A 19,717-nucleotide genomic window follows, 5' to 3' on the forward strand; every position below is an offset into this window, starting at 1 on the left:
AAGTAACTGCGAATGGAAGGAAAACGCGGCCTGCGATTTGCAGCCGCGTTCTCATTTTACCTGTTAGTGGCAGCCTCCGCAGGTGGAGCAGCTGCCGGTGCAGGATTCGCTGGGCTCCTGCACGGTCATGGGGTCGCCGCCGTTCATTGCGGTGTTGATGATGGCATCAATGTAGTTGACCAGGTTCTCGCAGTCGCGCTTTGCCTCGTTGTAAGCAGTCATACCCTCGTCAGCCATGATCTTGCCATACAGGTCGTTGACCTTGGTGTTCAGCTCGGCGATGCGCTCATCACTGCGCTCGTTCTTGCTGATCTCGTTGTTCAGATCCATGCGGGCCAGATTGAATTCCCCGATGAGATTCTGCAGCTCCTCATCCTTGTCGTTTGCCTTGCGGGCCTGATCCAGAGCCAGGTAACGGGGGTCAGTCTGCAGTGCCATGGCGGCGCGCTTGAACAGATCGATGCAATCCATAATCAAAAATCTCCTTTGATGTGTTTGTTTTTATAGTTACATTATCATTGGGGCCGGTGTGCCCCGGGATCACGTTTCCAGTTCGCCCAGCAGGACGGTGGCGCGGGCACCGGTCAGGTGCACCTGTGCGTAGCTGCCCATCAGGGCGGGGTCTGCGGCAAACTCCACGGTCAGGTTGTTGTCCAACCGGCCGGAGAGGGTTCCGTCGCTGCGGCCATAGCCTTCCACCAGCACCCGGACAGTCTGGCCCACCTGCTGCCGGACCAGATCCATTGCGATCTCGTCCTGCACCTTGAGCAGACGGGTCATCCGGTCGGTTTTCTCCGCGCGGGGGGTGGGGTCGGGCATTTCCGCTGCCTTGGTGCCGGTGCGCTTGGAGTAGATGAAGGTGAACAACTGCATGTAGCCGACTTTCTTCACAAGTTCCAGCGTGTCCTGGAAATCCTCCTCCGTTTCCCCGGGGAAGCCCACGATGATATCGCTGGAGAAGGTAATGCCGGGCACCTTTTTGCGGGCGTACTCGATCAGCTCCATGTACTGCCCGATGGTGTAATGGCGGTTCATCTTTTTCAGCAATTCATCCGAGCCGCACTGCACCGGCAGGTGCAGGTGCTTGCACAGGTGGGGCTGGGCCGCAATGGTGTCGATCAGCTTGTGGCTGGCATCCTTCGGGTGGCTGGTCATAAAGCGGATCTGGTAATCGCCGGGCACAGCGCAGAGCAGATTGAGCAGGTCAGCAAAATCCACCTGTTCTTCCAGGCCCTTGCCGTAGCTGTTCACGTTCTGGCCCAGCAGAGTGATCTCCTTGTATCCCGCTTCCACCAGCCCCCGGAACTCCGCCAGGATATCGCCGGGCTTGCGGCTCTTCTCACGGCCCCGCACATAAGGTACGATGCAGTAGGTGCAGAAATTGTCGCAGCCATACATGATGGGCAGCCAGGCGCGGAACTCACTTTCGCGCCGGATGGGGATGTTCTCCACGATGACCGGGCGCTGGGCAGGCTCCATCAGCACGCGCTTATGCTTCTGCAGCTTCTGAGCAATGAGCTGGGGCAGCGTATCGATGCCATCCACGCCAAAGACCAGATCGACATAGGGATAGCTCTTGCGCAGCTTTTCCACCACATGTTTCTGGTTGGCCATGCAGCCGCACAGGCCGATCATCAGGCCGCGCTTTTTCTCCTTCAGGCCCTTCAATGCACCCACATTGCCGAACACGCGCTGCTCGGCGTGCTCCCGCACAGCGCAGGTGTTGAAGAGGATGAGGTCTGCATCCTCGGGCTTATCGCACAGGCCGTAGCCGATATCCACCAGCACGCCCTTGATGCGCTCGCCATCGTTGACATTCTGCTGACAGCCATAGCTGTGTACAAAGGCCAGCGGCGGGGTGTCGTAAGCCGCACGCACCAGCTCCGCAGCCGTCTCGTTGTGTTCAAAGTTAATGTATTCCAATAAAAACCATCCTTATTTTTCAAAAGCTCTTTTTAGTATACCCTCTTTCTGCCATAAGGGCAAGTGGGAAACCGCAAATTTCAGAATCCTTCGGGGTAATTCAGCCTTCTGCCTGCTTTTTGGCACATGCTTCACACAGGCCGAACAGCACCACAGCGCAGTCCTGCACCACAACATCCTTCTGGCGGCGCACCAGCCTCATCACCTGTTTCTCGTCCACATCGGCATCCACTACGCCGCCGCAGGCTGTACAGTAGAGGTGGCTGTGCCAGCACAGGGTGTGATCAAAACGATCCGCCCTGCCCGGAATGGACACCCGGCGCACCATGCCTGCCTCCACCAGACTGTTCAGGTTGCGGTAGACAGTGCCCAGGCTCAGGCCCGGGCACTCCGGGGCCGCCTTATCAAAGATCTCTTCGGCGGTGGGGTGGTCGCAAAGCTGCTCCACGGTGTGCAGCACCAGCTCCCGCTGTTTGGAATAACGCATCTTCCTCTCTCCTTCTCTTCCCTTTATACGTTCTCTTCGCCCTTGATCCGCGCCCAATATGCGCGGGAGGCCTGCTCGTTCTTGTTTTCCCCAAAGGTGTAGTATTTTGTATTCTTGAGCACATCCGGCAGATACTGCTGCTCGACCCAGTGGTTGGGGTAATCGTGGGCATACTTGTAATTCTGGCCCTTTACCAGCGCATCCTCGCCGTCATAGTGCTTGTTCTGCAGCTGGCGGGGAATGGGCCCGGTACGCCCGGCCTGCACATCCGCAATGGCGGCGTTGATGGCATCATGGGCGCTGTTGGATTTGGGGCTGGTCGCCACCAGCACAACTGCATCCGCCAGGGCCAGCCGCGCTTCAGGCAGGCCCACCGCGTTGGCGATATCCACCGCCGCCTTGACGATGGGGATGATCTGCGGGTAGGCAAGGCCCACATCCTCGCAGGCGCACACCATGAGCCGACGGCAGGCAGAGGGCAGATCCCCGGCTTCCAGCAGCCGGGCCAGATAGTGGAGCGCTGCATCCGGGTCGGAGCCGCGCATGGATTTCTGGTAAGCCGACACGATATCATAGTGGTCATCGCCGTCCCGGTCGTACCGCATGGCAGTGCGGCGGGTGACCTGCTGGATCATATCCAGCGTGATGTGTTTTCCCTCCGGTTCGGGAGCCGCCGCCGTCACTGCAAAATCAAGGCAACCCAGTGCCTTGCGCAGATCGCCGCCCGCGCTCTCAGCAAGATAGGCACAGGCATCGTCCTCCATCCGGATGGGCGTACCCTCGCTCTCCGAAAGCTTTTTCAGGGCGTTCCGCAGCCCCTGCTCCACATCCGCAGCTGTCAGCGATTTGAACTCGAACACAGTGCAGCGGGAAAGCAGTGCATTATAGATGTAAAAATAGGGGTTCTCGGTGGTGGAGGCGATTAAGGTCACAGTTCCGTCCTCAATGCACTCCAGCAGGCTTTGCTGCTGCTTCTTGTTCAGATACTGGATCTCATCGAGGTACAGCAGGATCCCCCCCGCCCCGGCCAGTGTGCCGATATCCTTGAGCACTGCCTTGATATCCCCCGTGCCGCAGGAAGTGCCGTTGAGCTTGTGGAGCGTCATGCCGCTGTTCTCGGCAATGATCCGGGCCACGGTGGTCTTGCCTGTGCCGGATGGGCCGTAAAAGATCATATTGGGGATACGCCCGCTCTCGATGGTGCGGCGGAACACCCGCCCCGGGGCCAGCAGATGCTGCTGGCCGCAGACTTCGGCCAGCGTTTTGGGGCGCATACGCTGCGCCAGCGGTTCATTCATCGGGCGTTCCCTCCTGTACTGCCCTGCTGTTCTGCATGGGCCTTATATAGAAATAGTATACCTCATTTTTACACGAACAGCAAGAGCAATAATGAAAATCATTCTCAGATGGATGCTGCAAATCCCATTTACAAAAAGGTCGAAACATGCTATTATCATAGTACATTTACGAGAAACGAGGGGTACAGATGAAGATAGCCGCTGCGGCAGAAGATCTCTCTGCCAAAAAGGAGCTGGCGCTCCAGGTCATCGACCGGCTGAAAACAGAATATCCGGATGCAGCCTGCACGCTGGATTACGACCACGCCTGGCAGCTGCTGGTCAGCGTCAGGCTGGCGGCTCAGTGCACTGATGCCCGGGTGAACATTGTGGTACAGGACTTGTTTGCAAAATACCCCAATGTAGCAGCGTTGGCTGCGGCAGAGCCCGAGGAAATCGAGGCCATCGTCAAGCCCTGTGGGCTGGGCCGCAGCAAGGCCCGGGATATCTCGGCCTGTATGCGGGTACTGCGGGATAAATACAACTGCAAAGTGCCCACCACCTTTGAAGCGCTGCTGGCATTGCCCGGCGTGGGCCGCAAGAGCGCCAACCTGATCATGGGTGATGTGTTCTGCAAGCCCGCCATCGTCACAGATACCCACTGCATCCGGCTGTGCAATAAAATCGGGCTGGTGGATGGCATCAAGGAGCCGCAGAAGGTGGAGATGGCCCTGTGGAAGATCATCCCGCCGGAGGAAGGCAGCGACCTGTGCCACCGCTTTGTGATGCATGGCCGGGCTGTCTGCAATGCCCGCAAACCCGAATGTGAAAAGTGCTGTTTGAACGATATCTGCCGGTACGCGGCAGAAAACGCCGTTCTTACAAAAGAAACCAAGGAGGCTTCTGTATGATTACATTGTCTATCCTGATCGTCCTTGCCCTGATCTGCGCTCTGGTGGGCGTGCTGATGGGCCTGTTCTCTCTGATCGGCCTGCTGGCTTCCCTGCTCGTGGGCGTGCTGGTAGGCGCTCTGGCCGGTCACATCGCCAACCGCTTTATGGGCACCCAGACCTCCACCGGCCGCAACATTGTGTTGGGCATTCTGGGCAGCTTTGTGGGCGAGTTCCTGTTCGGCCTCATCGGCATCCATGCCACCGGCAGCATCAGCTCCTTTGTTATCTCGGTGCTGGGTGCCTGCGTCTGCATCTGGGTGGATAACCGACTGTTCCACGATCGTTGACCGGTTTTCTCTGGTTGTTTGTCTTTGCTCTCCCCTCCGGGAGAGCTTTTTTATTTTCAGCCCCTTGACAGTTATATCGAGAAGCGATATAATTCATCCATGATATATCGTATAGCGATACAAAGTGAGGTGATATAATGGAAAATCCGGCACTGACGGAAACCACCTACTACATCCTGCTTTCCCTCTATCATCCGCGGCATGGCTACGGCATCATGCAGGAGACCCAGCAGCTCTCCGGCGGAAGGGTACGGCTGGCTGCCGGAACCCTGTACGGTGCCCTGAATGCCCTGTGCGAAAAGGGCTGGATCTCTCCCCTGCCCATGGAAAGCGGGAGCCGCAAAAAAGAATACCAATTGACCTCCGCCGGGCTGAAGGTGCTCAAACAGGAGCTGGTCCGGCTGGAGGAGCTTGCTGCCAATGGCCGCGCCATTTTACAGGAGGAACAGGTATGAGTGAAACAAAAACGCTGCATCGGAATTTCTGGGTCTGGGAATTTGAAAAAGAAGAACGCTGGCTCAACGAAATGGCGCAGGAGGGCTGGGCCCTGCAGAATGCCGGGTTCTGCACCTACACCTTTGAAAAGACGGAACCCGGCCAGTACATCATCCGGCTTGCCATGCTGGACAGTTCCCCGGATTTTGAAAGTTTCATGGGAGAGTTGGAAGCACAGAGCGTTGGGCATTGCTTCAGTTGGGGATATTTCCGCCGCAGCGCCCAGCTAGGTCCCTTTGATATGTTTTCGGATGTGGATTCCCGTATCTCCCACCTGAACAAAATTGGACAGATGGTGAGGCTGCTCTGTCTGGCAAACCTTCTCATAGGCGTTACCAACACCTTCAGCGGTGCATCACTGGCATGGCTAAACCTGCTTTGCGCCACGTTTTTGGCCTACGGGCTGGGACGTATCAGCAGCAAACGAGAGAGTCTGGTGGAAGAACGTCAGCTCCACGAGTGATTTTTTCTCCTTGATGTGCAGGATCTTCAGAGTTTTCAAAAAGTTCATTTTTACCCGCTTGCATTCCGATGCAGGCGGGTATATTATTGTCATTAGCAAATAGTTATCATGTGTTAAGTATTTGCATCCGTCAAGTGATAAGGAGGATTCGTATGCCGCAGAAGAGCGCACCGGAACTGTTCGCCGTGGTCCATTATCTGCATCGGCTGAGCACAGAAGGCAAACGCGGTGCCAAAATGGCACTGGAAAGCTGCCCCAAGTGTCATTTCATCATGCTGGAAGGCGTGCTGATGACCATTGAAGAGCATGGCCAGAATGGCACCATCTATGTTTCCGATCTGGCTGCCGCCGTCAAACAGCCCCTGCCCGCTGTTTCCCGCGCGCTGCGCCAGCTGGAGCAGGATGGACTCATTGAGCGGATCACAGACCCCAATGACCGCCGCAAAACGCTGGTGCGCCCCACGGAAAAGGGGTTGGATGCCAGCCGCCAGGTCGAAACTGCCATCAGCCGTTACTTTGAGCGGGTCATCTGCCGCATCCCGGAAGAGCAGCGGGAGCAGCTGTTCTCCCTGACCGGTGTACTGCTGGAGGCTGTGGAAGCGGAAAATGCGGAGCAACAAGCAAAATTGAAGGGAGAAAACGAAAATGGGTAAAATTTTCAAGCAGCTGGCCCGCCACTGGGCCGCCTGCCTTGCCGTGGTGGCTCTGCTGTTCGTGCAAGCCTACTGCGACCTTTCCCTGCCGGATTACACGAGCAGGATCGTGGACACCGGCATCCAGCAGGGCGGCATTGAAAGCCCCCTGCCGGAGACTGTGCGCCAAAGCACACTGGATACCCTCTCGCTTTTGATGAGCGAAGAGGATGCGGATGCACTGCAGAATGCCTACGGATATTATCTTCAGGACGATGGTGTTCTGAAGCTCCGCAGTGACCTGACCGATGCTGAGCGTACCGCTCTGGAGGAGGCCGTTACCACACCGGATATCGTGCTGTATATGGCGGCGGCGCAGAATGCCAACGCCCCTGCCGGGGATGAAGCAGAAGCCATGACCGCTGCTCCTACGGCAGAAGATCTGGATGCCGTTTGTGCCCAGTTCGCAGCCATGGCCCAGATGCCCGGCTTTTCACGGGAAATGATCCAGCAGCAGCTGGCCAGCGCCATGGAACAGGTGGACGAGACCACCCTTTCCAGCATGGCAAGTCAGGCTACTCTGCTGGTCAGCCTGGAATATGAGGCACAGGGCGTTTCCCATGATGTGCAGATGGCCTACCTCTTCCGGGTGGGTGGCCAGATGCTGGCCCTGACCCTGCTGATGGTGGTCGTTGCCATTCTGGTGGGCCTGATCGCCTCCCGCGTCTCAGCTTCCATCGGCCGGGAGCTGCGCAGAGAGACTTTCTCCTCGGTCATCCATTTTTCCAACGCAGAGATCGAGAATTTCTCCACCGCTTCCCTGATCACCCGCACCACCAATGATATCCAGCAGGTGCAGTTTACCTGTGTCATCCTGCTGCGCATGGTGGCCTACGCTCCCATTCTGGGCATCGGCGGCGTGATGCACGTCACCCAGGGCAACACCGGCCTTGCCTGGATCATCGTGCTGGACGTGGCCGCTCTGCTTCTGCTCATCACGGTTCTGATGAGCGTCGCCATGCCCAAGTTCAAGATTATGCAGACGCTGGTGGACAAGCTGAACCTCGTCAGCCGCGAGATCCTGACCGGCGTGATGCCGGTGCGTGCATTCAGCCGCGAATCCTTTGAGGAAAAGCGTTTTGATGCTGCCAGCCGGGAGCTGATGGGCACCCAGCTGTTCACCAACCGCGCCATGGTGGCCATGATGCCCTTTATGACCCTGATCATGAACGGCACCAGCCTGCTCATCGTCTGGTTCGGCGGCAAGGCCATGGATGCCGGAAAGATGCAGGTGGGCGAAATGATCGCATTCATCACCTACACCATGCAGATCGTCATGTCCTTCCTGATGCTGGCCATGGTGGCCGTGATGCTCCCTCGTGCCGGTGTGGCTGCTGACCGTATTGACGAGGTCTGCCGCACCAAGGCTTCCATCCATGATCCCAACGCTGCCACCGCAAAGCCCGCCCTTGAAAAGAAGGACTGGGATGGCGTGGTCCGGTTCGAGGATGTCAGCTTCCGCTTCCCCGGTGCCGACAGCGACGCGCTGGAGCACATCAGCTTTACCGCAAATCCCGGCGAGACCACAGCCATCATCGGCTCCACCGGCTGCGGCAAATCCAGCCTGCTCAACCTCATCCCCCGCTTTTATGATGTCACTGGCGGCCGCGTGACCATCGACGGCATCGATGTGCGTGAGATGCCGCAGGAGCAGCTCCACAGCCTTTTGGGCTATGTGCCCCAGAAGGGCGTTCTGTTCAGCGGCACCATCGAGAGCAACCTGAAATTCGGCGGTGCGCAGATCACCGATGCGGGCATGAAGAAGGCGGCTTCCATCGCACAGGCCACCGAATTCATCGACGCAAAACCCGAGGGTTATGCAAGCCCCATTGCACAGGGCGGCTCCAACGTATCCGGTGGCCAGAAGCAGCGACTCTCCATCGCCCGCGCCATTGCCAAGGAGCCGAAGATCTATCTGTTCGACGACAGCTTCTCTGCCCTTGACTACAAGACGGATGTCACCCTGCGCCGTGCGCTGAAGGAAGAGACCGACAATGCCACCGTGATCATCGTGGCACAGCGCATTTCCACCGTCCTCCACGCCAATCAGATCCTGGTGCTGGACGACGGCAGGCTGGTGGGCAAGGGCACTCATGCTCAGCTCATGGCCACCTGCCCTGAATATCAGGAGATCGCCAGGAGCCAGCTGAGCCAGAAGGAGCTCAACCTGCAAGACCTGAACACCGGAAAGGAGGATGAGTGATATGCCGAGACCCGGAAAACAGACCACCGAGCGCGCCAAGGATTTCAAGGGCACTCTGCGGCAGCTCCTCAGCGCATTGCGCCAGTATAAGCTTTCCCTCATCGTTGTGATGGTCTTTGCCATCCTTTCCACCATCTTCAATATCGCAGGCCCCAAAATTCTGGCCAAGGCCACCACGGCCCTTGCCACCGGCTGGATCGCCAAGCTGCGGGGGATCGGCAGCATCGACTTTGCTTACATCGGCAAGATCCTGCTCACCCTGCTGGCCATGTACCTCTGCTCCGCAGCATTCAGCTTCATTCAGGGCTGGCTGATGACCGGCCTTTCCCAGAAGGTCTGCTACGATTTCCGCCGCCAGATCAGCGAGAAGATCAACCGCCTGCCGCTGGCCTACTTTGAAAAGCGGACGGTCGGCGAGGTACTTTCCCGCATCACCAACGATGTGGACACCCTGGGCCAGAGCCTAAACCAGAGCGTGACCCAGCTCATCACCAGCATTACCACCATGATCGGCGTGCTGATCATGATGCTGTCCATCAGCCCCAAAATGACCCTGATCGCACTGCTCATCCTGCCCGTCTCTCTGGTCCTGGTGATGCTGGTGGTCAGGTTCAGTCAGAAATACTTCAAGGCCCAGCAGGCTACTCTGGGCGTTGTGAACGGTCAGGTGGAGGAGGTCTACTCCGGCCACAATGTCATCAAGGCCTTCAACCGTGAGGCTGCCGTGCTGGAGGACTTCAACGCCGCCAACGACAAGCTGTTTGAATCCGCCTGGAAGAGCCAGTTCCTCTCCGGCCTGATGCAGCCCATTATGAACTTTGTGGGCAACCTGGGCTATGTGGCTGTTGCCATCGTCGGCAGCATCTTTGCCGCCAACGGCATCATCACCATCGGCGATATCCAGGCTTTTATCCAGTATGTCCGCAATTTCACCCAGCCCATCCAGCAGCTGGCACAGGTGTCCAACATGCTGCAGAGCATGGCCGCCGCTGCCGAGCGCGTGTTCGAGTTCCTGAACGAGCCCGAAGAGGATCAGCTGGCCGACCCTGCCCGCCGGGCAGACCCTGCCTGCATCGATGGTCAGGTCACCTTTGACCATGTCCGATTCGGTTATGTGCCCGAAAAGACCATCATCCACGATTTCAGCTGTAAGGTTCAGCCCGGCCAGAAGGTCGCCATCGTTGGCCCAACCGGTGCCGGCAAGACCACCATGGTCAAGCTGCTCATGCGGTTCTACGATGTGGATTCCGGCTCCATCACCCTGAACGGCCACGACATCCGCGACTTTGACCGCAGTGCCCTGCGCGAGGGCTTCGGCATGGTGCTGCAGGACACCTGGCTGTTCAAGGGCACCATCATGGAGAATATCCGCTATGGCCGTCTGGATGCCACCGACGAAGAGGTCATTGCCGCCGCCAAGGCCGCCAATGCCGACCACTTCATCCGCACCCTGCCCGGCGGCTATCAGATGGAGCTGAACGAGGACGCTTCCAACGTCAGTCAGGGCCAGAAGCAGCTGCTGACGATCGCCCGGGCCATTCTGGCCGACAACCGCATCCTGATCCTGGACGAGGCCACCAGCAGTGTTGACACCCGCACCGAACAGCGCATCCAGACTGCTATGGACAACCTGATGCGGGGCCGTACCAGTTTCGTCATCGCCCACCGCCTGTCCACCATCAGGGATGCAGACCTCATCCTTGTCATGCGGGACGGCGACATTGTGGAGCAGGGCACCCACGACCAGCTCATTGAGGCCGGCGGTTTCTACGCTGACCTGTACAACAGCCAGTTTGAGGATGTTGTGGATTAAGCCACGCTCCCTTCTTTGAAAAAGGCTCAGGTTTTTGATCGAAACCTGAGCCTTTTTCTTTTGTCAATTCCTACCGGATGTGCTATACTTATTTTCGTGTCTTGAAGTAGGAAAGGAGTAACCACTCATGGAAACCACTCAAAAGCCCTACGCATTCAGCCGCAAGGTATTCTGCGAGGGGATGCGGGATGGTGTGCCCATTGCGCTGGGCTATTTTGCTGTCTCGTTCTCATTGGGCATTGCAGCCCGCAATGCGGGGCTGACCCCCATTCAGGGCTTTTTTGCAAGCCTGTTCAACAATGCTTCTGCCGGTGAGTATGCAGCCTTTTCGCTGATCGCTGCCGGTGCCACCTATCTGGAAGTTGCCATCATCACCCTGATCGCCAACGCACGCTATCTGCTGATGAGCTGTGCTCTGGCCCAGAAATTTGCCCCCGGCACGCCGTTCTTCCACCGGCTCATCATCGGCTACGATGTCACCGACGAGCTGTTTGGCATCACGATTGCACGGCCCGGCTATCTGAATCCGTTCTACACCTACGGTGCCATAGCACTGGCGGCCCCCGCCTGGGCCATGGGCACAGCGCTGGGCATCATTGCAGGCAATCTGCTGCCCGTGCGTGTGGTCAGCGCCCTGAGCGTAGCCCTGTACGGCATGTTCCTGGCCATCATCATTCCCCCCGCCCGGAAGAACAGGGTCGTTGCCGTGCTGGTGATGCTGAGCTTTGCCCTGAGCTTCGCCTGCGGCTGCCTGCCCGGCATCGCTTCCCTTTCGGACGGCACCCGCACCATCCTGCTGACGGTGCTGATCTCCTGCGGGGCAGCCGTTCTGTTCCCTGTTACACCCGAAGCACCGGAAACTGCCGGAACTGAGGAGGTGCAGGCATGACCTACAATAATTGGGTCTATATCGCCGTGATGGCCGCCGTTTCTTACGCCATCCGTGTGCTGCCGCTGACCCTTATCCGCAAACCCATCAAAAACCAGTTCATCCAGTCCTTCCTCTACTATGTGCCCTATGTGACGCTGGCCGTGATGACCTTCCCGGCCATCATCAACGCCACCCAGAGCCCCATTGCAGGTGCAGCCGCGCTGGTAGTGGGCATTGCCGCCGCATGGTTCGGAGCCAGTCTGTTTCAGGTGTCCGTCTCCTGCTGTGCCGTGGTGCTTGTGCTGGAACTGTTTTTGGTGCACTGAGCTTTCTGCCGCTGTGGTTCTGGGTAGGCCATGGCGGCTTTTTGGTCTTTGAAAATTTTTTCGGAAAACTTGTAACGTTCCGGCGGTTTTGCCGTCTTATGGGCGAACCGGTTCCAAAACACACCAAAAAGGAGGGATGCGCACATGGAGCACCGCAGTTTTGAGCAGATTTATCTGCAGTATTACAAGCCCGTGTACGCTTACCTGATGACATTGTGCCAAAACGAGGAACTGGCAGCAGAACTGACCCAGGAGACCTTTTACAAGGCGCTGGATGCCATTGACGGGTTCAAGGGCGGCTGTGCACTGAATGTCTGGCTGTGTCAGATTGCCAAAAACACCCTGACGGATACATACCGGCGGCAGAAGCGGGAACTGCCCCCGCTGGACGACACTCTGACGGATGTGCCCAGCCCCGCCCCCCTGCCGGGGGAGGAACTGGAGCAGCGGGAAGGAGCACTGAGCCTTTACCAGAAGCTTCATGCCCTGCCCGAACCGTACCGGGAGGTGTTCTGGCTGCGGGTCTACGGCGAACTGACCTTTGCAGAGATCGCCGCACTGCACCACAAGACCGAAAGCTGGGCGCGGGTGACCTTTTACCGCGCCCGGATGAAAATGAAGGAGGCCATCTTATGAAACTACCCTGCTACCTGGTTCAGGACCTTCTGCCCCTTTATAAAGATCACGTCTGCGACGAACAGACTTCCGCCGATGTGGCAGAGCACCTGAGCGGCTGTGCCGCCTGCTCTGCCCTGCTGGCTGAAATGGACACCCCGCCCCAGGAAACTGCGGTACAGGAAGAGCAGGCCGCTGAGGCCGCCGAGGCCCTGAGCACCGTAAAAAAGAATCTGCGCGCCCGGCAGGTAAAAATCACGCTGGCCGCTGTGGGCGGACTGCTGGCCCTGATCTGCGCTTTCTTTGGCTGGCGCTACTGGATGATGCACTCTTATGTGGACCTGCCGGCAGGAGATATTGATGTTGAATATCGGTATGGCGGCAGCAACTGGATTTCCATTCGGCATAAAGACACCGGTGTCTACTATACCAGTTTGGGATTCGTCACAAAATACTATGAGGGCATTCCCATTGCGTTCATCAGTGTCACCCAGACCCGGTGGGATGTCCTGATGCAGAAGCTTTCGCTCAAAAAAAACCCCGTCTGGTTCTATGAACCAAATATCAGCGGCTTCTTCGTTTCCAAAGAGACTTACGAGGCACTCTGTGCAGAAGAGGGCCGCATCCACATTGACCCCGACCGGCTGATTGAAATTCTGGGCGGCAATGACAGCCTCCGGCTGCACACGATCCGGTTTACCCGTGCGTATACACTATACAGCAATTCTGTTGAGTTCTCTCACTACAGTACTACAGATGAGGATTTTGAAGCCTATAACGCCAAAGTCCATGAACTCTGGCAGAAAGCATTGGACTACAACAACTCAAATTCTTAAAGGTCTCACCGATCTTATGAAAAAAATCTTAGTTTCCGGGGCGGGTGGTTTTGTTGGCTCCCGCGTACTGCACCAGTGGCAGGGCCGTGCAGAGCTTTTCACCTTCCCGCGCGGATTTCTGGCCGCTGCCGATGAATCCGCCATTCGCCGTTTTGCGGAAACCGTGCAGCCGGATGTCATCCTGCATCTGGCGGCATTGTCCGATACCGGCTACTGCCAGCAGCACCCGGAGGAATCCCAGCGTGCCAACGTCGAACTGCCTGTCTGGATGGCAAAAGCTGCACGGGACACCGGGGCCAAGCTGATCTCATTCAGCTCGGATCAGGTGTACGCAGGTGTGACCCAGCCCGGCCCCCTGCCCGAAACGCTGCCGCTCTCCCCCGCCAACACCTATGGTCAGCACAAGCTGGAGGCCGAGGAGCGGGTCCTTGCGCTCTGCCCGGAGGCGGTGCTTCTGCGGGCCCCGTGGATGTACGATCTGCCCGGTGATGGCCTGCCCCTCCGGGGCAATCTGCCGCTGAACCTGCTGCAGGCCGCACAAAACAGTACTCCCGTTCGCTTTTCACCGAACGACCACCGGGGTATCAGCTGGGTGCGGGAGGTGGCGGAACAGCTCTTCCCCGCCTTGCAGCTGCCCGGCGGTGTGTACAATTTTGGCAGCGGGAACGATGCCGACATGGTCACAACGGCCCGGCAGTTTGCCGAAGCGCTGGGTGTGCAGGTGCAGATCGAGCCTGCTGATTTCTCCCGCAACCTTGTGATGGACAGCTCAAAGCTGGCCGCACAGGGGATTCGATTCCATGATACATTGAGCAGTTTTGAAGGCTGTTTGAGGTTTTATCAAAAATAAGAACGACCCTCTCCGCCAATGCTCCGCATTGCCACCTCTCCCAAAGGGAGAGGCAATTGCAGCTTCAAGGTAAGATTCTGCAAATCAGCAGTTTTCTTCCTGTCAGATGCGTTGGCTCCCCCTTCGGGGGAGCTGGCACGCGTCAGCGTGACTGAGAGGGTCGTTTTATGTTACAGCAGAATACAGATCAATCCGGTGCAGCCATCGTTGATGACCTGTTCCAGCGTTTCCTGCAGGCGGGTGCGGGCTTCCTGTGGCATGTGGAGGAGCTTGTTCTGCAATCCCTCATTCACCAGTTCATGCAGGCTCTTGCCAAAGATGTTCGATTCCCACAGCCTCTCCGGGTCGGCTTCAAAATCGCCCAGCAGGCTCTGCACCAGATCCTCGCTCTGCTTCTCGGTGCCCACAATGGGGCTGATTTCGGTATGGATGACAGCTTTCATCATATGGATGGAGGGTGCGCTGGCTTCCAGCCGGACACCGTACCGCCCGCCCTGCCGGACGATCTCCGGTTCCTCCAGCGAGAGCTCCTCAATGCTGGGCATCACGATACCGTAGCCGGTGGCTTCCACCTGTTCCAGTGCACTGCGGATCTTCTCGTACTCCCGCTTTGCCCGGGAAAGCTCAATGATGCAGGGCATCAGGCCTGCTTCATCGCCAATTTCCAGCCCCGTCTGCTCACTGAGGACGCGGTAGAACACCTCCGGCTTCAACAGAACGGTCACCCGCACTACGCCGTCGGAAAGGTTCATGCCGCTCAGGGCGGACTCCTGCACCGAATCCCCGGCCAGCGCTCCGGCACTGTTCTGGGCCGGAACATCCTTCATCCGGCTGATCTTCTCTGAAAACTGGAGCGCCGCCGTGTAGATCTCGTTCTGGAGCCAGTGGCCCTTTTCCAGCATCGTCACCCAGCGGGGGATGGCAAAATCCAGCTCCCGCACCGGAAATTCGTAGAGGACACGCTGCAGGATGGACAGCAGGTCATCTTTTTGCAGATCCAGGCAGCTCACCGGCAGGACCGTGCGTCCGTATGCCTGTTCCAGCTCTGCAGCCAGAGCCTTTGTCTCCGGAGCATCCGGGCGGGTGCTGTTAAGCAGGATGACAAAGGGTTTGCCCAGCGCTTCCAGCTCTTCCACCACCCGCTTTTCGGCGGGCAGGTAGTTTTCCCGGGGGATCTCGCTGATGGAGCCATCGGTGGTGACCACGATGCCGATGGTGGAGTGATCCCGGATGACCTTGCGGGTGCCGGTCTCAGCGGCAAGGTCAAAGGGGATTTCCTCCTCGAACCAGGGGCTTTTGACCATGCGGGGCTTCTCGTCTTCCTCGTGGCCCATGGCTCCCTCCACCATATAGCCCACACAGTCGATGAGCCGGATGCGGCATTCCCCGCCGCCCTCCAGTTGGAGCGGCACGGCCTGCTCCGGGATGAACTTCGGTTCTGTGGTCATGATCGTTCGCCCTGCCGCCGACTGCGGCAGCTCATCCCGGGCCCGGAGCTTTGCGTCCGCCGGGCCGATGGCGGGCAGCACCAGCTGCTCCATAAACTGCTTGATGAGGGTGCTCTTACCGGTGCGCACCGGCCCCACCACGCCAATCAGGATCTCCCCGCCGGTGCGTGCCCCGATCTCCCGGCAGACAGTGGCTTCCAAACACTCCTGTTTTTCCAAATTGCTCTCTCCTCTCTCCCGTCCGCACCGGGCGGCAAGGCCGCACCTTCTGCGTCTGCTTCTCGGAAACAGTCTATTCGGACAGGCGGCAGGATATGAGCGGCACCTGGCGAAAAAGCGTCGGTTGACAGAAAATCTTTCCTACGCTACAATAGAGAAAACTGTATGGAAAGGTGGAACGCAGATGGAGTGGAAGGTTTATTTTGAGGACAATCCGGGCTGTCACCGCCCGCATCGGGGCCGCCCCGGGCAGGAAGTGTCCTGCGGGGCACACTCGGTGTGGGGCGGGCAGCATTTCATCATCCCGGCGATTTACCTTTGTGGAAAAGGGCTGGTTGTAGACATCTGCCGCCGGGTGGAGCGTGAAGCGATCGAAGCGCATTACCAGAAGTTGGCCGCTTACGAAGGGATGGATATTGACGAATGCCCGCCGGAAGCTGTCGAACTGGCCGAAGCCGAGGACCCGTTTGGTTCTTTTGACTATCTGCCAAGTGTAGCCATCAACGGCAAAACCGTGGAGTACAGCCGCGGTGCCGGGGAATATTATAACCCCCTCCGCTCCGAAGAGGAGATCATTTGCAGCGGTGAACAGGCGGCGCGGGATATCGTGAAGCACTACGGGCTTGACCCGGAACAAGGCTGGGATCTCCGGCAGTGGAGCTTTCCCTGGGCGACAAAGCGCAGGCCGACCCACATCACCAGCCTGACACTGACCCTCACCCAGCGGGAACAGCCTGCCGAAGCGGTGCAGTTCACGGCAGCGCCCGGAAAGGTCGTGGAGTTTGCCCACCCCGTCACCGGTGTGCCCTGCGTGCTGACGGTCAAGGACCTGAAACCGGCCCGGCTGCCGGAGAATGACCTCCCCCACATGGGGCCGCCCATGGAATGGCCCCGGGAATTTGTGGAAATGACTTACACCCTGACCCCCGCCGTGACCACCGGCTGGGTGCAGGTGAACGACTGCGCCTCTAGTGATAAGCCCATCCGGAAAAGCGACGCACCCACAGAAGATGGAGCCATTGGCATCATCGGCGGGGCAGACGGCCCAACGGCGATCTTTGTGAGCGGAAAGCAGCAGGGTGATACCCGCACCGCCTGTTCCTCGCTCCACTTTGCGCCGGTGGAACCGGAAAATATCCGGTGGAAGGTAACCTACTACCAGAAGCAGTTCCCGGATGAAACTATAGCGCTCTTATAACGAAAAGACAGGCGGCTCCAACCAAAGTTGGATGCCGCCTGTTTTACTGTTCAGATCAACTTGATGGCCACCGCCTCGCTGGTGCGGTCCTGGGCTTCGTTGGTATGCTCGGGGTCATCCAGCATATAGCGGAGCAGAAGCACCTCGCCCACATAAAGCACCGCCACCTTGATGGGGATGCTGCCGGAATCCAGCGGGCTTTCCTGCGCGCCGCACCGCAGCACCACATCTGCCATGGCTGCGCCGGGCGAATCCTCATAATGGGTGAGCAGAATGATCTTTGCGCCGGATGCCTTGGCCGTGCGCAGCGTTTCCAGCATATCGCGGGTCGCGCCGGAATAGGAGATGAAGAGCACCACATCCTCCGGGCCCATCAGGCTGGCAGCCAGGATCTGGAGATGACTGTCCCCTGCGGTGCGGAACTTATTGGACAGGCTGGAAAAGCGGGCGCAGATATCGTTGGCCAGCAGCATACTGCCGCCCTGACCCAGGCAGAACACCTGCCGCGCCGCACGCATCAGGTCCACAGCCTGCTCCACGGCTTCGGGCGAAAGAGAATTCTGGGTGCCGTTGATGGCAGTGAGAAACAGGCCGCTGGCGTGCTCACACAGGCTGGCGGTGGTAGCGCCCGGCTCCGGCTCATGCTGGTTGACCAGCGCACCGGTGGCGTTGGCCTGCGCCAGCGAAATGCGCATCTCATGGTAGCCCTCAAAACCCAATGCCCGGCAGAAGCGGAACACCGTTGCCTCTGCTACCTTGCATTCCCGCGCAAGGGAGGAAATGGAAAGGTACTGTGCCTCGTCGGCATGGTGGACAAGGTAATCTGCCACAGCACGGCCGGATTTTGTCAGTTCGTCCTGCCTTTGCTGCAGCAGCTCCCAGAAGTTTGTGGTCGTAGACATGATGGTCTCCTTTTTCCTGCTCCATTTCCCGCCGGAAGGGCTGGCCGCACACGCCAACACCATTGTCGGGAAGTTTTCCTTTAAGAAAAGTATAAAAGAATCCCAGCCGCTTGGCAAGAGGGGCTTTGACTACAAATTCAGGTTCGTTTCTGTGCAGAGCGCCCAAATTCGCCGCATTAGTATGACTTATTTGTGAAAATCCTTTTCAATTTACCGGATTTCCCCTTCTTTTTTGAGTGAAAACTATTTTCACCAGCAGAAAGTGTGATTTTTCTACAATGGTTACAAAATAGCTACAACTTTCAAAATTTCCGTGAATCCTGCCCAAAAGGTCAATCTTTTCGCTAAAATTGTGCGACATCCACAAGAAAATCCTTTCATTATTGGGCAGACAGCCGATAGACAAAATGAAAATATTTTTCTATAATAAGGCCAATAGAAGCGGTTCCCACACGAGGGCCGCAGAGCAGAATCGCACTACATCAATGAGTAAGGAGAAGTTTCTTATGAAAAACAGTATCTCTCGCCGCTCTTTCCTGAAGGCCGTGGGTGCCCTGAGTGCAGCCGGTGCACTGGCCGCATGCGGCGGCAGCTCCTCCAGCAGCACTGCTGCTTCCTCCACCGCAGCTTCTGCAGCGGCAAGCACCGCAGCTGGCGCAAACATCAAGCTGTGGACATACCCCATCGGCGGCTGGGGCAAGGACGAGACTGTGCAGGAGCTGATCTCCAGCTTCAACGCAAAATATCCCGACATCAAGGTCACCGTTGAGTACCTGGATTACACCAATGGTGATGACCAGGTCAACACCGCCATCGAGGGCGGCAGCGCACCCGACCTGATCATGGAAGGTCCCGAGCGTCTGGTTGCCAACTGGGGCAAGAAGGGCGTTATGGCTCCCCTGAACGACCTGTGGACTGACGATGCCAAGAAGGATATCTACGCTTCCGTTGAGTCTGCCTGCAGGAACGAAGCCGGTGACTACTATGAGTATCCCCTGTGCATGACCGCACACTGCATGGCCGTGAACATGACCAAGGTCAAGGAAGTGGGCGCAGACCAGTACATTGATACTGATAAGCACACCTGGAGCACTGACGGCTTCCTCAAGACCGTTGACGCACTGTACAATGGCGGTTATGAGAATGTTGCAGCCATCTACTGCAGCGGCCAGGGCGGCGACCAGGGCACCCGCGCGATCATCAACAACATGTACGGCGGCACCTTCACCGATGCTGAGCACACCAAGTACACCGCTGACTCCCCCGAGAACATCAAGGCCATCCAGGCTCTGTACGATGCCAAGGGCGTGAACTTTGATGCTTCCATCAACGGCGGCGAGGAGATCACCCTGTTCCGCAACGGTACCCTGCAGATGGCATTCTGCTGGAACATTGCACAGCAGCTGAACTCCGACAACAACGATGCCGGCCTGACCAACAGCGGCGACGAGATCTTCCCCATGGCCTTCCCCACTGAGAGCGGCGATCCCAAGCTGTGCGGCGGCATCTGGGGCTTTGGCATCTTCGACAACGGCGACGAGGCCAAGATCGAAGCCGCCAAGACCTTTATCGACTTCATCGCTGCTGACCCCGATCAGGTTGGCGCAAGCGTTCTGGCTTCCACCTACTTCCCCGTTCGTGAGAGCGTTGGCGATATCTATGCCGGTAACGACATTATGAGCGAGTACACCAAGTTCATGGGCTTCCTGGGCGATTACTACCAGATCACCCCGGGCTGGGCAACTGCTCGTACCGAGTGGTGGAACATGCTGCAGCGCGTTGGCACCGGCGAGCCCGTTGAGCAGGCCGTTGCTACCTTTGTTGAGAACGCAAATGCTGCCGCTACTGCCGAGGCATAA

20 protein-coding genes are annotated in these 19,717 nt (G+C 57.9%); 14 read left to right on the forward strand and 6 right to left on the reverse strand.

The window, feature by feature from the left end:
- Positions 1-63: 63 nt before the first annotated feature.
- From MTP42_RS07435 to MTP42_RS07450, 4 genes are all read right to left on the reverse strand, one after another.
- Positions 64-471: a YlbF family regulator gene (locus MTP42_RS07435; RefSeq protein WP_207683886.1), complete on the reverse strand. Its 408-nt coding sequence runs from the start codon at positions 469-471 to the stop codon at positions 64-66.
- 69 nt (positions 472-540) lie between these two features.
- Positions 541-1,923: a tRNA (N6-isopentenyl adenosine(37)-C2)-methylthiotransferase MiaB gene (gene miaB, locus MTP42_RS07440; RefSeq protein ID WP_005934386.1), complete on the reverse strand. Its 1,383-nt coding sequence runs from the start codon at positions 1,921-1,923 to the stop codon at positions 541-543.
- Positions 1,924-2,023: 100 nt separating this feature from the next.
- Positions 2,024-2,410 carry a Fur family transcriptional regulator gene (locus MTP42_RS07445; RefSeq protein ID WP_097771183.1) on the reverse strand — a complete coding sequence of 129 codons (387 nt, stop codon included), beginning with the start codon at positions 2,408-2,410 and terminating at the stop codon, positions 2,024-2,026.
- Between the two features lie 23 nt (positions 2,411-2,433).
- Positions 2,434-3,708 carry a replication-associated recombination protein A gene (locus tag MTP42_RS07450; RefSeq protein ID WP_005934388.1) on the reverse strand — a complete coding sequence of 425 codons (1,275 nt, stop codon included), beginning with the start codon at positions 3,706-3,708 and terminating at the stop codon, positions 2,434-2,436.
- A gap of 188 nt (positions 3,709-3,896) precedes the next feature.
- On the opposite strand from MTP42_RS07450, the gene MTP42_RS07455 reads away from it, so the two are divergent.
- The 12 genes from MTP42_RS07455 (at position 3,897) to MTP42_RS07510 (ending at position 14,091) form a co-directional block, all read left to right on the forward strand.
- Positions 3,897-4,598 (forward strand): endonuclease III domain-containing protein, encoded by a 702-nt coding sequence (locus MTP42_RS07455; RefSeq protein WP_207683887.1) that lies wholly within the window; start codon positions 3,897-3,899, stop codon positions 4,596-4,598.
- Entirely contained in the window at positions 4,595-4,927 is a 333-nt protein-coding gene (locus MTP42_RS07460) for a GlsB/YeaQ/YmgE family stress response membrane protein (RefSeq protein ID WP_005934393.1), read from the forward strand. The genes MTP42_RS07455 and MTP42_RS07460 overlap by 4 nt, the downstream gene beginning before the upstream one ends.
- Before the next feature lie 137 nt (positions 4,928-5,064).
- Complete coding sequence (locus MTP42_RS07465) at positions 5,065-5,382, forward strand: PadR family transcriptional regulator (protein WP_117534147.1); 318 nt, start codon at positions 5,065-5,067, stop codon at positions 5,380-5,382.
- On the forward strand, positions 5,379-5,885 hold the full coding sequence (locus MTP42_RS07470; protein WP_207683888.1) for a DUF2812 domain-containing protein: 507 nt from the start codon (positions 5,379-5,381) through the stop codon (positions 5,883-5,885). Before MTP42_RS07465 ends, MTP42_RS07470 begins: the two co-directional genes overlap by 4 nt.
- A 152-nt stretch (positions 5,886-6,037) precedes the next feature.
- On the forward strand, positions 6,038-6,538 hold the full coding sequence (locus MTP42_RS07475; protein WP_156065779.1) for a MarR family winged helix-turn-helix transcriptional regulator: 501 nt from the start codon (positions 6,038-6,040) through the stop codon (positions 6,536-6,538).
- The gene (locus MTP42_RS07480; protein ID WP_249257045.1) at positions 6,531-8,780 is read left to right on the forward strand and encodes an ABC transporter ATP-binding protein; all 2,250 of its coding nucleotides are present in this window, start codon (positions 6,531-6,533) and stop codon (positions 8,778-8,780) included. The genes MTP42_RS07475 and MTP42_RS07480 overlap by 8 nt, the downstream gene beginning before the upstream one ends.
- A 1-nt stretch (position 8,781) precedes the next feature.
- A complete protein-coding gene (locus MTP42_RS07485; RefSeq protein WP_207696821.1) occupies positions 8,782-10,593 on the forward strand; it encodes an ABC transporter ATP-binding protein in 1,812 nt (603 codons plus the stop codon).
- A 127-nt stretch (positions 10,594-10,720) separates the two neighbouring features.
- Entirely contained in the window at positions 10,721-11,482 is a 762-nt protein-coding gene (locus MTP42_RS07490; protein ID WP_156058160.1) for an AzlC family ABC transporter permease, read from the forward strand.
- Positions 11,479-11,790, forward strand: coding sequence for an AzlD domain-containing protein (locus MTP42_RS07495; RefSeq protein WP_005934408.1), 312 nt, complete (start codon positions 11,479-11,481; stop codon positions 11,788-11,790). The genes MTP42_RS07490 and MTP42_RS07495 overlap by 4 nt, the downstream gene beginning before the upstream one ends.
- A 144-nt stretch (positions 11,791-11,934) precedes the next feature.
- Positions 11,935-12,426 carry an RNA polymerase sigma factor gene (locus tag MTP42_RS07500; protein ID WP_117476140.1) on the forward strand — a complete coding sequence of 164 codons (492 nt, stop codon included), beginning with the start codon at positions 11,935-11,937 and terminating at the stop codon, positions 12,424-12,426.
- Positions 12,423-13,241, forward strand: a complete 819-nt coding sequence (locus MTP42_RS07505; protein ID WP_215665662.1) for a zf-HC2 domain-containing protein — start codon at positions 12,423-12,425, stop codon at positions 13,239-13,241. Before MTP42_RS07500 ends, MTP42_RS07505 begins: the two co-directional genes overlap by 4 nt.
- 16 nt (positions 13,242-13,257) lie before the next feature.
- Positions 13,258-14,091 (forward strand): SDR family oxidoreductase, encoded by an 834-nt coding sequence (locus MTP42_RS07510; RefSeq protein WP_215665661.1) that lies wholly within the window; start codon positions 13,258-13,260, stop codon positions 14,089-14,091.
- Between the two features lie 170 nt (positions 14,092-14,261).
- Here the strand turns inward: MTP42_RS07510 and spoIVA are convergent, their stop codons facing one another.
- Positions 14,262-15,758, reverse strand: a complete 1,497-nt coding sequence (gene spoIVA / locus MTP42_RS07515) for a stage IV sporulation protein A (protein ID WP_097771913.1) — start codon at positions 15,756-15,758, stop codon at positions 14,262-14,264.
- Between the two features lie 184 nt (positions 15,759-15,942).
- Between spoIVA and MTP42_RS07520 the strand changes: the two genes are divergently transcribed.
- A complete protein-coding gene (locus MTP42_RS07520) occupies positions 15,943-16,956 on the forward strand; it encodes a sodium ion-translocating decarboxylase subunit beta (RefSeq protein WP_249257046.1) in 1,014 nt (337 codons plus the stop codon).
- A gap of 50 nt (positions 16,957-17,006) precedes the next feature.
- Here the strand turns inward: MTP42_RS07520 and MTP42_RS07525 are convergent, their stop codons facing one another.
- Entirely contained in the window at positions 17,007-17,858 is an 852-nt protein-coding gene (locus MTP42_RS07525; RefSeq protein WP_005934417.1) for a MurR/RpiR family transcriptional regulator, read from the reverse strand.
- Positions 17,859-18,364: 506 nt separating this feature from the next.
- Here MTP42_RS07525 and MTP42_RS07530 point away from each other — a divergent pair.
- Positions 18,365-19,717, forward strand: a complete 1,353-nt coding sequence (locus tag MTP42_RS07530) for an ABC transporter substrate-binding protein (protein ID WP_097771910.1) — start codon at positions 18,365-18,367, stop codon at positions 19,715-19,717.

Origin of the sequence: Faecalibacterium sp. I2-3-92 (assembly GCF_023347315.1) — a bacterium.
Taxonomy (GTDB): domain Bacteria; phylum Bacillota; class Clostridia; order Oscillospirales; family Ruminococcaceae; genus Faecalibacterium; species Faecalibacterium duncaniae.